The 14,623-nt window shown below is 60.0% G+C and carries 15 protein-coding genes; 4 read left to right on the forward strand and 11 right to left on the reverse strand.

Annotated elements, in window-relative coordinates; all coding sequences use genetic code 11:
- Positions 1-6: 6 nt before the first annotated feature.
- The 4 genes from hemN to R2B70_RS19040 all read right to left on the reverse strand — a co-directional run bounded on the left by hemN (position 7) and on the right by R2B70_RS19040 (position 3,853).
- Positions 7-1,380, reverse strand: coding sequence for an oxygen-independent coproporphyrinogen III oxidase (gene hemN, locus R2B70_RS19025; protein WP_042078387.1), 1,374 nt, complete (start codon positions 1,378-1,380; stop codon positions 7-9).
- Positions 1,381-1,408: 28 nt separating this feature from the next.
- Positions 1,409-1,849, reverse strand: coding sequence for a DUF2489 domain-containing protein (locus R2B70_RS19030; RefSeq protein WP_209794892.1), 441 nt, complete (start codon positions 1,847-1,849; stop codon positions 1,409-1,411).
- An 11-nt stretch (positions 1,850-1,860) separates the two neighbouring features.
- The gene (yihI, locus tag R2B70_RS19035) at positions 1,861-2,436 is read right to left on the reverse strand and encodes a Der GTPase-activating protein YihI (protein WP_042078384.1); all 576 of its coding nucleotides are present in this window, start codon (positions 2,434-2,436) and stop codon (positions 1,861-1,863) included.
- A gap of 799 nt (positions 2,437-3,235) precedes the next feature.
- Positions 3,236-3,853: a c-type cytochrome gene (locus R2B70_RS19040; protein WP_042078382.1), complete on the reverse strand. Its 618-nt coding sequence runs from the start codon at positions 3,851-3,853 to the stop codon at positions 3,236-3,238.
- A 143-nt stretch (positions 3,854-3,996) separates the two neighbouring features.
- Here R2B70_RS19040 and yihA point away from each other — a divergent pair, with 143 nt between their 5' ends.
- Complete coding sequence (gene yihA, locus R2B70_RS19045) at positions 3,997-4,653, forward strand: ribosome biogenesis GTP-binding protein YihA/YsxC (protein ID WP_042078381.1); 657 nt, start codon at positions 3,997-3,999, stop codon at positions 4,651-4,653.
- 985 nt (positions 4,654-5,638) lie between these two features.
- Here yihA and aroE read toward each other — a convergent pair.
- The 7 genes from aroE to R2B70_RS19080 form a co-directional block, all read right to left on the reverse strand.
- A complete protein-coding gene (aroE, locus tag R2B70_RS19050) occupies positions 5,639-6,460 on the reverse strand; it encodes a shikimate dehydrogenase (RefSeq protein ID WP_318162226.1) in 822 nt (273 codons plus the stop codon).
- Positions 6,461-6,563: 103 nt separating this feature from the next.
- On the reverse strand, positions 6,564-7,472 hold the full coding sequence (gene hemF / locus R2B70_RS19055; protein WP_318162227.1) for an oxygen-dependent coproporphyrinogen oxidase: 909 nt from the start codon (positions 7,470-7,472) through the stop codon (positions 6,564-6,566).
- 97 nt (positions 7,473-7,569) lie between these two features.
- A complete protein-coding gene (locus tag R2B70_RS19060; protein ID WP_042078378.1) occupies positions 7,570-8,130 on the reverse strand; it encodes a Sua5/YciO/YrdC/YwlC family protein in 561 nt (186 codons plus the stop codon).
- Between the two features lie 259 nt (positions 8,131-8,389).
- Complete coding sequence (locus tag R2B70_RS19065; RefSeq protein WP_318162228.1) at positions 8,390-8,947, reverse strand: type I DNA topoisomerase; 558 nt, start codon at positions 8,945-8,947, stop codon at positions 8,390-8,392.
- A gap of 55 nt (positions 8,948-9,002) precedes the next feature.
- Positions 9,003-9,476, reverse strand: a complete 474-nt coding sequence (locus R2B70_RS19070; RefSeq protein ID WP_042078376.1) for a DUF494 family protein — start codon at positions 9,474-9,476, stop codon at positions 9,003-9,005.
- Positions 9,469-10,584, reverse strand: coding sequence for a DNA-processing protein DprA (gene dprA, locus R2B70_RS19075; RefSeq protein ID WP_318162229.1), 1,116 nt, complete (start codon positions 10,582-10,584; stop codon positions 9,469-9,471). The genes R2B70_RS19070 and dprA overlap by 8 nt, the downstream gene beginning before the upstream one ends.
- Before the next feature lies 1 nt (position 10,585).
- Positions 10,586-11,674, reverse strand: coding sequence for a LysM peptidoglycan-binding domain-containing protein (locus R2B70_RS19080; RefSeq protein ID WP_318162230.1), 1,089 nt, complete (start codon positions 11,672-11,674; stop codon positions 10,586-10,588).
- Positions 11,675-11,782: 108 nt separating this feature from the next.
- On the opposite strand from R2B70_RS19080, the gene def reads away from it, so the two are divergent.
- Genes def through rsmB form a run of 3 tightly spaced genes read left to right on the forward strand, consistent with a single transcriptional unit; the run spans position 11,783 to position 14,605 of the window.
- Positions 11,783-12,295, forward strand: coding sequence for a peptide deformylase (gene def, locus R2B70_RS19085; RefSeq protein ID WP_042078370.1), 513 nt, complete (start codon positions 11,783-11,785; stop codon positions 12,293-12,295).
- 12 nt (positions 12,296-12,307) lie between these two features.
- Positions 12,308-13,252 (forward strand): methionyl-tRNA formyltransferase, encoded by a 945-nt coding sequence (fmt, locus tag R2B70_RS19090; RefSeq protein WP_318162231.1) that lies wholly within the window; start codon positions 12,308-12,310, stop codon positions 13,250-13,252.
- 60 nt (positions 13,253-13,312) lie between these two features.
- Entirely contained in the window at positions 13,313-14,605 is a 1,293-nt protein-coding gene (gene rsmB / locus R2B70_RS19095) for a 16S rRNA (cytosine(967)-C(5))-methyltransferase RsmB (RefSeq protein WP_209794862.1), read from the forward strand.
- The last annotated feature ends 18 nt before the right edge of the window (positions 14,606-14,623 follow it).

Below are 14,623 nucleotides of genomic sequence, written 5' to 3' on the forward strand. Positions count from 1 at the left end.
ACCGGCTTAGATCACCCGGGAGAACTGCTGCTGGCGCGCCTTGCTGCGCAGGTAGACGTCGAAGCACATGCAGATGTTGCGGATCAGCAGCTGGCCGGTGGAGACCACCTCCAGCCCCTCATCCGTCATGCGCACCAGACCGTCGTCGACGAAGGTCTGCAGCAGTTTGAGATCCTCGGCAAAGTACTCCTTGAACACCAGGCCGTGGGCCTGTTCGACGGCGGCGAAGTTCAGGGAGAAGTCGCAGATGAGGCGCTTGATCACCTCGCGGCGGATCAGGTCATCCCGGTTGAGGGAGCACCCCTTCCACTGGGCGTGACCAAGGGTCTCCACCTGGGCGTAGTAGGCCTTGAGCTCTTTCTGGTTCTGGGAATAGGCATCGCCGATCATGCTGATGGAAGAGACCCCCAGCCCCAGCAGATCGCAATCTCCCTGGGTGGTATAGCCCTGGAAGTTGCGGTGCAGCTTGCCCTCGCGCTGGGCCACCGCCAGCTCGTCGTCCGGCTTGGCGAAGTGGTCCATGCCGATGAACTGATAGCCCCGGCCGGTGAGGAAGGCGATGGTGTCCTGCAGCATGGCCAGCTTCTCCCGGGGCGCCGGCATGTCCGCCTCTTTCAGCTTGTGCTGGGCGGCGAAGCGGCTCGGCAGGTGGGCATAGTTGAAGATGGAGAGGCGGGCCGGGTCGGTCTTGAGCACCTCCTCCAGGGTGTGATGGAAGCTCTCCCGGTTCTGGTGCGGCAGGCCGTAGATGAGATCCAGGTTGGTGGAACGGAATCCCAGCTCGCGGGCACGCTCCAGCATGGCGCGGATGAAGTCGTTGTCCTGCTCGCGGTTAACCGCGACCTGGACCGCCTTGTTGAAGTCCTGCACGCCGAGACTGATGCGGTTGAAACCGAGCTCCCGCAACACGTCCAGCATGGAGAGTTCGATCTCGCGCGGATCCACCTCTATGCTGATCTCCCCCTCCCCGGCGAAATGGAAATGCTCTCGCAGCATGGCCATCAGGCGGCGAGTCTGGGGTTCATTCAGATAGGTGGGGGTACCGCCCCCCCAGTGCAGCTGGGTCACCAGACGGTGCTTGAACAGGGGGGCCTGCGCCTTGATTTCACGCTCGAGGTAATCGAGGTACTGATCGGCTTTGTGCTGGTGACGGGTGATCACCTTGTTGCAGCCGCAGTAATAGCAGAGCTTGTGGCAGAAAGGGATGTGCACGTAGAGGGACAGATTGCGGGCCGGATACTGCCCCGCGGCCTGGACGAAGTCCGGATAGCCGAAACTCTCGTTGAACTCAAGGGCTGTGGGATAGGAGGTATATCGCGGGCCACTGTAGTTATATTTCTCGATCAGGGCCTGATCCCACACAATCTGTTCTGCTTGCACGCTTGCTTCCCCTTTCTTTGTTATCCGTTCAGCGGCTTAACCGGAAATCCTTCAGCCTGGCGACATCCTGGAGGATCTGCGCCTCCAGCTCGGCCTCGTAGCCACTGCGTTCGAGATCCATCTTCATCACTTCATTGCGCTTGAGGGCACGCCGCGCCTCGTGGGTCGGCATCTCCTTGACCTTGTCATAGAGGCCGTACAGACCGGGGAACTCGCTGGCAAAGGCGCGTCCCCCCTTGATCTGCAAGGCATCCAGCAGGTTGGTCAGCCGGATGGCGCCTTCGGAGTAGTCACACTGGCCATCCCGCACCGCGTGGGCGATGACCCTGACGCTCTCGAGAATGCGCTCGTTGCGCGCGGCAATGGCTTGCTGCTGACCGTCGTGCTGGCGCTTGAGGCGGGCCAGCAGAGTGCCGGCATAGACAGCCAGCCCCAGCAAAATCAGGCCGCCCAACAGGGCGGCCAGCATCCATCCACTCATCACTTTTTCTTCGGCTCGGGTTTGGGCTCGGGCTGATAGTCCACCTGGGTGAAGCGCTCCCACAGCTCTTCCTCGGAGGCCGGCTCGCTCGATTCCTCATACTCGACGTCGTCGAAGTCACCGTCTTCATCTTCGTCGGTGTCTATGATGCCGAGCTCGTCCATCAGCGCCTGATAACGATCGACACGCTGGTCGACCCAGGCCTGCTCGGACGCGTCCAGGGTTTCACCGGCATCGAGACGATCCAGCAGGTCATTCAGGCGATCATCGTTCTCGATGGAGGCCAGTTCCTGCTCGGGCGTCATCACCAGCTTCTTCTCTTTGACGGCCTTGGGCGCCACCGGCTTGCTGCTCTTCTCATCCACGATGAGGGCGACGGGCTTGCGGGAACCGATGCGCGGATCCTTGGCTTGCTTGGTGCCACTCTTCTTGCCTGCCTGTTCGACCTGCTGGCGGGAGCCCGCCTTCAAGCCCTTGCGCTTGGCGGCGCGCTTGCGCTCACGACCTTCCTGGGCACTGGCATCTGATTCTTTGCGCTTGCCGGTAGGCTTGCGGGTGGGTTGTTTGGCCGACATGAATGACTCCGACAAATATCTGGATTGAAAACCCCCGGAGCGTGTCGTCCGGGGAGAATGCTGAGGCGGGGAACAGTAAATCTGGAACAAGAGTGGGATCCCGCACCAATTCGACCATCTTGGGTCGCTGAACACCGCAGGATCGGCATCCTCTGGGCATGTTGCTGGTATTTTGACACAGAATGCCTTGGCGGGTTAATGACCCAATAGAAAAAAGGCAGCCGAAGCTGCCTTGTTCCTGTCATGCGAGTCCCGATCCCTGGAGTCTCACCGCCTTGTCCCTGGGCGTACCGCTGCGCATCCTGTCGTTGGGTCTTCCTGACCCTTATTGGCCGATCCTGAATGTGCGTGTGCTTGTCTAACCCGTACTGGTGGCATCCTGCCTCCCACTGGGGTGGCTGCTTCCCGCAACCCCGCTCATCCCTGGCGGTCACCATCCTGGTCTTTGCATGCCTCGCTCATCACCTGCATGCCCTGAGTCGACATCCTGTCGCACCGGCGGCAGGTTGCATCCCGTCCGCCCGTTCAATCCATGTGCACAATGTAACAACTTCACCTGATGGTTCAATCTACCATAGACTCTTCCAAATAAAGATAAGTGTCACTTTTACGATTAACTGACTGATAAATAGATATAATGCAGTCAAATCACAAGATTTTTTCAGCCTCTTCCAACCATGGAAATGGAAGATCTCTTACAACAATGTTGGCAACTTTGATGAAGTGAGCAAAAAGTCAGAAAAAGAACAGGGAACCCTGTGGTTCCCTGCTTTTTCAAGATGATAGACTCCGAATATTATCAGTGCAGCCCTGCCACATATTTGGAGAGCGCCTCGATATCCTGATCCGTCAGCTTCTTGGCCACATCGCGCATCATGCCGTTGGGGTCATTGTCGCGGTTCGCCGAGCGGAAAGCGACCAGCTGAGCCTTGATATAGGCCGGATGCTGCCCCGACAGGCTGGGGTACTTGGCCTGTTCGACGCCGGAACCGCGCGGCCCATGACAGGCAGTGCAGGCGGCCAGACCGCGGCTCATGTCCCCGCCCATATAGAGTGCCTTGCCTGCGGCGACCACCTCGTCGGGCACAGCGATCGGGCTGACCTTCTGGCTGGAGAAGTAGGCGGCCAGGTCGTCCATGTCCTGATCGGACAGCGGCAGCGCCATGGGGCCCATGACAGGCGCAATCCGGCCAGTTTGGCCGGAAGCGGCAGCCTTCAGTTCAACTAATTGTTTTTTGATATATGATGCGTGCTGACCAGCAATCTTGGGATACATGTCGACTGGGCTGTTGCCGTCCGGTCCATGACAGGCCGCACAGACGGCAGCCTTGGTTTGTCCCGCAGCGGCATCGCCCTTGGCTTGTGCCATCCCAGTTACGCCAACCATCAGAGCAAGTGTAATGACTAGGTTCTTCATGGCGTTCCAACTTTCTCGTTATTAGGCTTCCAGATCCCATGCCGCCGAAGGCATGTTAAAATAAACGCGTTTAAGCGACGCCATTTTACACGATTTCACAAAAAAGTAACTCTATAACCCTCTCTCTCTATGGGGAATTTACGTTGGATACACAAACTCTGAATTTCAATAAGGTGCATTTTGTGACCAGCGCACCCGACATCCGCCACCTGCCACATGATGGGGGTGTCGAGATTGCGTTTGCCGGGCGTTCCAACGCGGGCAAATCCTCTGCATTGAATACCTTGACCAAGCACAAGAACCTGGCGCGTACCAGTAAGACACCGGGTCGCACCCAGCTGATCAACCTGTTCGAGCTGGAGCCGGGCAAACGCCTGGTCGACCTGCCAGGCTACGGTTATGCGCAAGTCCCACTGGAAATGAAGCTCAAGTGGCAAAAATCCCTGGCGGAATATCTGCAACGCCGGGAGTCCTTGAAGGGGCTGGTCATCCTGATGGACATTCGCCACCCGCTCAAAGAGACCGACATGAACATGCTGGAGTGGAGTTCGCACCGTGAGCTGCCGGTGATGCTGCTGCTGACCAAGGCCGACAAGCTGAGCCCGGGCCCCCGCAACAATCAGGTGATCAAGGTCCGCCAGGCGGTGGCTGAACTGGGTCCGCAGATCCAGGTTGAGGCCTTCTCCTCCCTGACCAATATCGGCGTCGAGAAGCTGGCTCAGACATTGAGTGGCTGGTACCAGTCCAATGCCGATACCTCTCCGGCAGAGGCGGACGAGGACCATCAGGCCGAGGAGTAAACAGCGCCTCCTCTTGCTGCAATGAGCGGAGTTCCCCCTCCGCTGATTGAAAGACTTTCAGTGTCACCCCGCCCAGACCAGTCTCTCCCGCCTTTCCTCCCATGCTGCATCCAATGACAATAAAATCACTCAAAATCAATCACATGGACAGTTAAGGCGCGGAGTGAATTAACTTTTCTCACCATTGACACCGTTTTCATTCTTTTAGTCGCAGCAAGCTAACAATAGGATTGTCACAAACGAAACTGAAAGTTTATTACCGAATAATATCTCGAAGGGATAAAAATGAGGCCAGTCTCGCAGCAGCGGACCGGCCTGAAGAAATGCGTTCAAAAAAATGGGAAAAAGCGAGTTCTCGAGAACAAAGACGATTGGTTTTCCTCAAGAAACACCCTCATTCTAACAAAAGGCCACAGAAACTAAAGCATTTACTCTAATCAAAACGCATAAAAAAACGCCCCGACGATGACTCATCGGGGCTGCTATTCAGCCACATTCAATTACGTGAAATAAAAGGTCTGAAAGATAGAACATCTTACCTCTGTACCCTACGCCGACAACTGTACAGCAAAGCAGCAGAAAGTGAAAGTAATTTATGTAATTTAGTTTCACGGAAAGTAACTGAGGAAAATCTATATATTTTTCATGTAGATAAAAAAATCCCCAGTATGAATACCGGGGAGTTATAAAGGTGACTAGCTAGCACTTCCTCAACTATCTAATTAGTCAGCACCATTGCGAACTAGTTCCGCTGCTTTGAGAAAAAACTTGAAAAAGGCACAACAAGTAGCTGATGGAAGACATAAAGCATTGTTACTAATGGTTTTTTCTGTGAAAACAATCTGGTCTTTTGCTTAAATATGCTCCGTATGGGAGCCCCATTTCGCTACAGGCGAGTCCCTTCTTGCGCATCTACTGTGCCGGGCCCCTCTGCCAGCCAGACCCGGTTGCTTCGAGAGCAGTCCCAACGCCCCGGCAAACCGGCTTACAGCCCCCCCAGGTTGCGCTTCAGCTCTCTCAATACCTGCTTGGTGCCGGGCCGGATGCCACGCCACACGGTGAAGGCTTCGGCAGCCTGCTCCACCAGCATGCCGAGCCCGTCCATGGTCTGACGCGCCCCCTGACGTTTGGCCCAATCGATAAAGGCCGTGTCCGTCGCACCATACATCATGTCGTAGATGGCAATATCGGCGTGAATGAGAGCGGGAGCCAGGGGCGGCAACTCCCCCTGCAGGCTGGCAGAGGTCGAGTTGATGATGAGGTCGAACCGGCCCGCCAACTGCTCATAGGGCTGGGCACTGACTGGCCCCAAATCATGAAATTCAGCCGCCAATTGCTCTGCCTTGGCATGGGTGCGGTTGACGATGACCAGTTCGCCCGGCTTTTCGGCCAGCAGGGGGGCCAGCGCACCGCGGGCGGCGCCGCCCGCTCCCAGTAGCAGGATCCGGCGCCCGTCCAACGCCACACCATGGGACTGCAGATCGGCCACCAACCCGGCACCGTCGGTGTTATCTCCGAGCAGCACACCGTCATCGGTCAGCTTGATGGTGTTGACGGCCCCCGCCCGCAGGGCCCTTGGGCTCAACCGGTCGACCAGGGCGAATGCCTGCTCCTTGAAGGGAACCGTCACGTTGCACCCCTTGCCTCCCTGGGCAAAGAAGTGACGCAGGGCCGTGGCAAACTCATCGACGGCCGGTTCGGCCAGCCCATACTCCAGTGCCTGCTGGGTCTGTCTGGCGAACAGGGTGTGAATGAAAGGGGACTTGCTGTGGCGCACCGGGTGGCCAAAAACCAGATAACGATCCATCGGAGAATTCCATCAGAGGGCAATCTCCCGATTTAACGGTTTTTCTCATGCGGGAACAAGCCGAATATCGGCCAGCAAAGAGGGGCCCTGATGGCCCTTCTAGTCACAACCAGGTCCGCGGTGCGAGGTAATGGGTATAAAGCTGCGCCTCCGGACTTCCTGGCTCCGGCTGCCAATCATACTCCCAGCGCGCCAGCGGGGGCATCGACATCAGGATAGACTCGGTACGCCCCCCGGTTTGCAGGCCGAACAGGGTTCCCCTGTCATACACCAGGTTGAACTCCACATAGCGGCCGCGGCGGTAGAGCTGGAACTCCCGCTCCCGCTCGCCATAGGGCAGAGCCTTGCGCCGCTCGACTATGGGCAGATAGGCATCGAGATACCCCTGTCCGACCGCCCGAATGAAGGCGAAACACTCATCGAACGGCCAGCGGTTCAGATCGTCGAAGAAGAGGCCGCCCACCCCGCGCGTCTCGTTGCGATGCTTGAGGAAGAAGTAGCGATCGCACCAGGATTTGAATTCGGGGTAGATACCCTCGCCAAAGGGCTGGCACAGGTCATGGGATACCTGATGCCAGTGCCGCACATCCTCGGCAAATGGATAGAAGGGCGTCAGATCGAAACCGCCGCCAAACCACCAGATGGGCTCTTCGCCCTCTTTCTCTGCGATGAAGAAGCGGACATTGGCATGGCTGGTCGGCACATAGGGGTTGTGCGGATGGATCACCAGCGATACCCCCATGGCTTCGAACCTGCGGCCGGCCAGTTCGGGGCGGTGTGCCGTAGCCGACGCCGGCATGGCGTCACCGTAGACGTGGGAGAAGTTGACGCCCCCCTGCTCTATCACAGCACCGTGGCGCAGCACGCGAGTACGACCACCGCCGCCGCCCTCACGGCGCCACATGTCCTCCTCAAAGCGCCCGGCGCCATCAGCCTGCTCCAGGCCACGGCAGATCTCGTCCTGCAACTGCTGCAGAAAGGCCTTGACCTGGGCCACATCCGGTTTGCTCATCTTGTCTCCGGTCAGGCGGGCGTGCGAGCGCCCTGTCCGTCTTATCGTGATGTCATGAGCTCAAGGCTCAGACTGCCAATGGAAATCTTGCCACCGGTCAGGAAGGGCGAATGATGGCGCCGGTGCGAGCATCCTTGATCTCGGACGGATTGGCCTGGCCCCCCACCTCGCCGGGCAGGATATAGGCCAGCTGGCTTGCCAGCAGTTCACCTATGTCGCTGACCCGGCGGGCGGGCTCCTCACCAGTCAGATTGGCACTGGTAGAGACCAGCGGCTTGCCGAAGGCGCGGCACAGGGCCTGCACCTGGGGATGAGCCGTGACGCGTACCGCCAGGGTATCGAACTGACCGGTCAGCCAGGATGGCGTCGTCGGACGGGCTGGCATGATCCAGGTGAAGGGACCAGGCCAGCTTGCTTCAACCCGAGCCAGCTGCTCATCGCTGAGCAGGCCCAGATCGATGTAATCCTGCAACTGCGTCAATTCGGCTGCGATCAGGATCAGTCCCTTCTCCACCGGTCGCTGCTTGATGGCCAGCAGGCGCTGCACCGCAGCCTCGGAATCAGGGTCACATCCCAGGCCAAACACGGCCTCGGTGGCGTAGGCGATCACCCCTTCTCCTTGAAGGGCGGTGACGGCTTGTTCAAGTTCGTTTGGCATAGAAAACATGCAACAGCCGTGCTGTCGCCTCTCATCACTGGATTGTTGGTTGAACCGGCATGACGGCCCTGGGCCATCATCTCTGCAGCACATGCGGTACCATGACACATCATCAGACGCCCCGGGAGTCGGGTGGCTTGCCCTCGTTTTAACAGGGTAAAGCACGCACATCGGAAGCCGAGCCCACCGACGTGACCAACTCAAGGTGATGCGGAAGCGAACCGGTTCCTTCGTCAGCCCCCGGGTCATGGCGGCTGGATTATACCCGTTCCATCTGATGGCAGCATTTCTTTTGCGGGCAGATCCAGCGCAGGCTGCCCCTCACCTTCTTCTCCACCATGATGCCCCAGCCACACTCGGGACAAGGCATGGGAACGGGCTTGTCGTTCACCACATACTTGCACTGAGGATAGGCGTCACAGGAGTAGAATTGCTTGCCGTAGCGAGAGGTGCGGCTCACCAGATGACCCTTGCCACATTCGGGACAGAGTATCTGGGTGTCGTCACTCTCCTGCAGGGATTCGATGTGCTGGCAGGCAGGGTACTGGGTGCACCCCACAAACAGGCCGTATCGCCCCTTCTTGATGGCCAGCGGATGGCCGCAATCCGGGCAGGCCGACCCATCAAGCACTTTCTCGATGTCGCGACCTGAGGGGGTCAGGGAGCGGATGTAGTCGCAGGAAGGGTAGGCCGAGCAACCCAGGAAGGGGCCATGCTTGCCCTGACGGATCACCAGCTCGGCACCACACTGCGGGCACGGCTCGCGCTCGAATGCATGTTCGTGGGCAGAGAAGAGGTGATGGTCGATCTTTGACATGGGCCGCGCCTTGAAATCCAGATGGCCTGAATTCTACCAGCGCGGCACAGGGCTGTCAGTGAATGACACCGTCTGACTCGTCAAACACCAGCTCTTCCATCTGCTGGTAGGCGTTCTCGCTGCCCGGCACGTTGAACAGCACCATCATGACGACCCACTTGAGATCATCCAGCTCGATGTCCGGCTTGTCCAGCTCAAGCAACCGCTCGATGCAGATTTCGCGGGTTTCGGCGTTCAACACTTGCGCCTGTTCCAGGAACAGCAGGAAACCGCGGCATTCGGTGCTGAGGCGTGCCAGCTCTTGCGGGGCGTAGATCCGCATCGAGCCTTGCGCACTGGAGGTGACATACACCTCCCGTTCGCTGTCGTGCAGATTGGCCAGCCGCTCCAGCCAGTCGAGCGCCTTCTCGATTTCGTCCTGATTGAAACCGGCCCGGCTCAGTTCGTCGGTGAGTTCATCCTGCTCGACCATCACATCTGCATCGCTGTGGATGTAGGTCTCGAAAAGGTACATCAATACATCAAACATGATTCGCCCTCCTCGTTCTGACGTATCCACCGGCTACCGCCATCACTGCACCGAGCAGCTCCAGTTCGACCAACCTGCCCAATACGACATCGACAGGAAGCTGGGCCCGTTCGGCAACGGCATCCACGCTCGTGGCTTCGTAATCTACGTTATCCAACAAATCGGCATAAGGCAATTCGCTATTATGCAATGGCTCGGAAGAAGGTCCCATCGACCCCATGGACGGCAGGAGAGCCGGCAGCTCCTCAAGAACATCCGCGGCATTCAGGACCAGCTTGGCACCCTGCTGAAGCAGACGGTTGCATCCCGCCGCCTGCATATTTTGCGGAGCACCCGGCACGGCAAAGACCTCTCGCCCCTGTTCAAGGGCGTAGCGCGCCGTGATGAGCGAGCCGCTTTGCTCGGCCGCCTCCACCACCAGGGTACCCAGCGACAGGCCGCTGATGATGCGATTGCGACGGGGGAAATGCTCGGCCAGCGGCCCCTGATCCGGCGCCAGCTCGGACACGAGCAAACCGCCCTGCTCAAGGATCTGCATCGCCAGCCCGTGGTGGCGCTTGGGGTAAAGACAATCCAGGCCGGACCCCAGCACCGCCAGGGTCACCCCACCCGATGCCAGCGCCTGCTGGTGACAGATGCCATCGATGCCCAGCGCCAAACCCGAGGTGATCGCCAGGCCGCAACCCACCAGTTCAGCACACAGGCGTGCCGCATTGTCCTTGCCGGCATAGGTGGGGTGGCGTGTGCCCACCATCGCCAGCTGTGGCAGGGAGAGGGAGGCGATATCCCCGCGACAGTAGAGCAATAGCGGGGCGGCGGGGATCTCTTTGAGCAGGGCAGGATAGGCGGGGTCATCGAGACAGAGGAGGTGATTGCCGGGCTTGGTGGCCCAGCTCAGCCCCTGATCCACAAGCGGCAGGGGCCATCTCATCTGCTGGATTTGGGCGCTCTGCAGACCAAGGGATCGCAGGGTGCCGTCGTCTGAGTCAAACAGAGCTGTAATGTCCCCACCAAAATGGGCCAGCAGGCGGGCGGCGGTCACCGGGCCTATACCGGCCACGGCATCTAGCGTCAGCCACCGCGACAGCCGTTCGAGTGGGAGTGACACGTCAGAAGTTGCTGACCTGATAACCAGAGCCGACCAAGTCCTGACTCTGCAGGATCAAGCCATAGCTCAGCTTGTCGTACACCTTGAACAGCATGACCCTGGCAACGGCCTCGGCAGGCAGGGAAGACTTGCCCGCAGAGTAAAAAGCCTTGTCATAGACAGATGCATATTCCCGATACGACACCTTGCCATTCTTGTCCACCATCTCGGCCCCAGGACGCTGGATCTCGAGCACATCGCCTGGCGTCACCTGATCGCGCTGCCCCTTGTTGATGAGCACGACGTCAAACTTGCCGCCACCGTGTACCTTGCTCGGCAACTCGATCACATACCCGGGCGAAATGGCGGGTGCCGCCTTTGGCATGAAGACGGCGGACAGGCTCTCCTGGGAGGGCAGCGGCATCACCTTGTCCCCCTGATAGACTTCACGGCGGTTGTGGGTGAGGGTGACCCTGGTACTGTCATTGGCAAGACGTTCCTCCGCCCGCACAGTGCCGACAAAGATCGCCTCCTGACCGAGCTGCTCGCCGGTGTGCTTGTCCTTGTACACCAGCCCGGGGCGATAGATGCCATAACTCTTGCCCGGATCCAGCGCCCCCTTCACATAGAGGATGCCTCCTTCCAGCATGCCGATGTGCTTGTCGTTGTTGCCAAGCACATAGGGCAGATCCTTGCTCTGCTGGCTGTTGGCCAGAATGTGATCGGTCTGCAGGAAAGGGGCTATCTCGCTGAGCGGCAGGGTCGGGATCGGATTGGCCTTGTTCTCATAGCGGTTCTTGGGCGAGAGGCGGATCACCTGTTTGCCGCCCTGGCTGGCCTTGCCGAGTCGTGGTTCACCATTGACCCAGCTGAGGTGCAGCACGTCACCGGGGTAAATCCAGTGCGGGTTGGCAATCTGGGGATTGATGTTCCAGAGGCGCGGCCAGAGCCAGGGTTCGGCCAGATACTGACCCGATATATCCCAGAGGGTATCGCCTTTCTGTACCACATAGCTCTCGGGATAGCCGGATTTCAGCGTCAACTGCTGTGCCATGGCGCCACCGGCCAGGGCTGTCGCCAGGCAGGCGACGACGATTTGCTTCAGATACATAACACTCCCTGTTACTTCTGCACGCAAAGTGTTGCTGTTTTTTGTCGGCGTAAATGACTAGAATTACGTCAATATTGACTGCGTTTATATGAAACTAAAGAAAAAATTATGGCCATTCTAGATGTATTGCGTTTCCCCGATGAGCGTCTGCGCACAGTCGCGGCCCCTGTCGAGGCCTTTACACCCGAGTTACAACACATTGTAGATGATATGTTCGAAACCATGTACGCGGAGGAAGGCATAGGCCTGGCCGCGACCCAGGTCGACATTCATCAGCGCATCATCGTCATTGATGTCTCCGAAAACCGTGAAGATCAGCTGGTGTTGATCAACCCGGAGATCTTGGAGCAGTCCGGCAGCACCGGCATCGAGGAGGGTTGCCTCTCCGTGCCCGGCAATCGGGCCCTGGTGCCACGCGCCGAATGGGTCAAGGTCAGAGCACAGGATCGCCACGGCAACACCTTTGAGCTGGAAGCGGACGATCTGCTCGCCATCTGCATACAGCATGAGATGGATCATCTGGTCGGCAAGCTGTTTGTGGATTATTTGTCCCCGCTCAAGCGCCAGCGCATTCGTCAGAAGCTGGAAAAGATGGCCCGTGAAGATCGCAAAGTCCTCTGAGGATCCGCTCCATTGAACAAGCTGAAACTGATTTTTGCCGGTACCCCCGACTTCGCCGCCCGTCACCTGGCGGCGTTGTTGTCTTCCGGCCACGAAGTCGTCGCCGTTTACACCCAGCCCGACAAGCCTGCCGGCCGCGGCCAGAAGCTCACCGCCAGCCCGGTCAAGGAGCTGGCACTGGCCCACAGTCTTCCGGTCTATCAGCCCGCCTCCCTGCGCAATGAAGCGGCGCAGGCCGAACTGGCTGCCCTCGGCGCCGACCTGATGGTGGTGGTGGCTTACGGCCTGATCCTGCCCAAGGCCGTGCTCGACACCCCGCGTCTGGGCTGCATCAACGTGCACGGCTCCTTGCTGCCGCGCTGGCGCGGTGCCGCTCCCATCCAGCGTTCCATCTGGGCAGGGGATGCCGAAACCGGCGTCACCATCATGCAGATGGAGGTGGGGCTGGACACCGGCGCCATGATCCGCAAGGTAAGCTGCCCCATCGCGGCCGACGAGACTTCTGCCAGCCTGTACGACAAGCTGGCCGGGCTGGGCCCGCAGGCACTGGTCGACACCCTGGACGCCATGGCCGCCGGCAACACCGCCGCGGAGCCACAGGACGACGCCCTGGCCAACTACGCCGAGAAGCTCTCCAAGGAGGAGGCGCGCATCGACTGGTCGATGGACGCGGTCGCCATCGAGCGCTGCATCCGCGCCTTCAACCCCTGGCCCATCAGCTGGTTTGAAGTGGCTGGCCAGACCGTCAAGGTGTGGCAGGCCGAGGTCGTTCCCCAGGCGCACGGCCAGGCGGCCGGCACCCTGCTCAAGGCCGACAAGCAGGGGATCGAGGTTGCCACCGGCCAGGGCGTGCTGCGCCTGCTGACCCTGCAGCCCCCGGGCAAGAAGGCCATGCCCGTCTCGGATCTGCTCAACTCTCGCCGCGACTGGTTCGAACCCGGCACCCAACTGATTTGATCTGGATTGAATTGACACAGGCGGGGCCCAGGCCCCGACTCGTGCATCTAAGGTAACGCTATGAAAACACGCGCACAGGCTGCTCTCGTCATTCAACAGGTGCTGGATCAGGGTCAATCCCTCTCCGCCGTTCTGCCTGCTGCCCAGGAGAAGGTCGCGCCGCGCGATCGCGCCCTCCTGCAAGAACTCTGTTACGGCACCCTGCGCTGGCTGCCCCGTCTCGACGCGGCGGTGAGCGAGATGATGGACAAGCCGCTCAAGAACAAGAGCCGCATCTTCCACTACCTCATCCTGGTCGGCCTCTACCAGCTCATCTACACCCGCATTCCGGCCCACGCCGCCGTGGCCGAGACCGTCAACGCCGTCAAGCTGCTCAAGGGGTCGTCTCTGCGCGGCCTCATCAACGGCGTGCTGCGCAACTTCCAGCGCAGCGCCGAGGTCATTCTGGTGCGCATCGACCGCGTCCCCAGCATCCGCCTTGGCCACCCCGAGTGGCTCACCAAGCGGCTGCGCCAGGCCTATCCCGATGACTGGGAGTTCATCATGGAGGCCAACAACCAGCGCCCGCCCATGTGGATCCGCAACAACGGCCAGCGCCAGAGCCGCGAGGCCATGCTGGCCCGGATGAGCGAGGCGGGCATACCGGCCGTCGCCGGCGAGGAGGGGGAGGATGGCATCCTGCTGGAACGCCCCTGCGACGTCACCAAGCTGCCCGGTTTCGAGCAGGGTGACTGCTCGGTGCAGGACGGCGCCGCCCAGCAGGCTGCCCGCCTGCTCGACCCCCAGCCGGGCGAGTGGGTGCTGGATGCCTGCGCCGCCCCCGGCGGCAAGACGGCCCACCTGCTGGAGCGCCAGCCCGCCCTGGCCGGCGTGGTGGCGGTCGATGCCGACGAGCAGCGCCTCAAGCGGGTGCAGGAGAACCTGGATCGCATCGGCCTCCAGGCCCGAGTGATCCACGGTGACGCCAGCACGCCGGAGCTGTGGTGGCCAGAGGGGCAGTTCGACCGCATCCTGCTGGACGCCCCCTGTTCCGCCACCGGCGTCATCCGCCGTCACCCCGACATCAAGTGGCTGCGCCGGGATCAGGACATCCGCGAGCTGGCCGAACTGCAGCGCCGTATCCTCAATGCCCTCTGGGGCAAGCTCAAGAGCGGTGGCACCCTGCTCTACGCCACCTGCTCCGTACTGCCGGAGGAGAACCGGGAGCAGATCCGCGCCTTCCTGGCCGACACTCCGGATGCCCGCCTGGTGCCGCTGCATCCAGAGGATACCCCGGCCTGTCCGGGTCGCCAGTTCCTGCCCGGCGAAGGGGAGATGGATGGCTTCTACTATGCCAAGCTGAGCAAGCTGTAGGTCGCATATCGGCACGGC

Source organism: Aeromonas sp. XH (assembly GCF_033348475.1).
Lineage (GTDB): Bacteria > Pseudomonadota > Gammaproteobacteria > Enterobacterales > Aeromonadaceae > Aeromonas > Aeromonas sanarellii.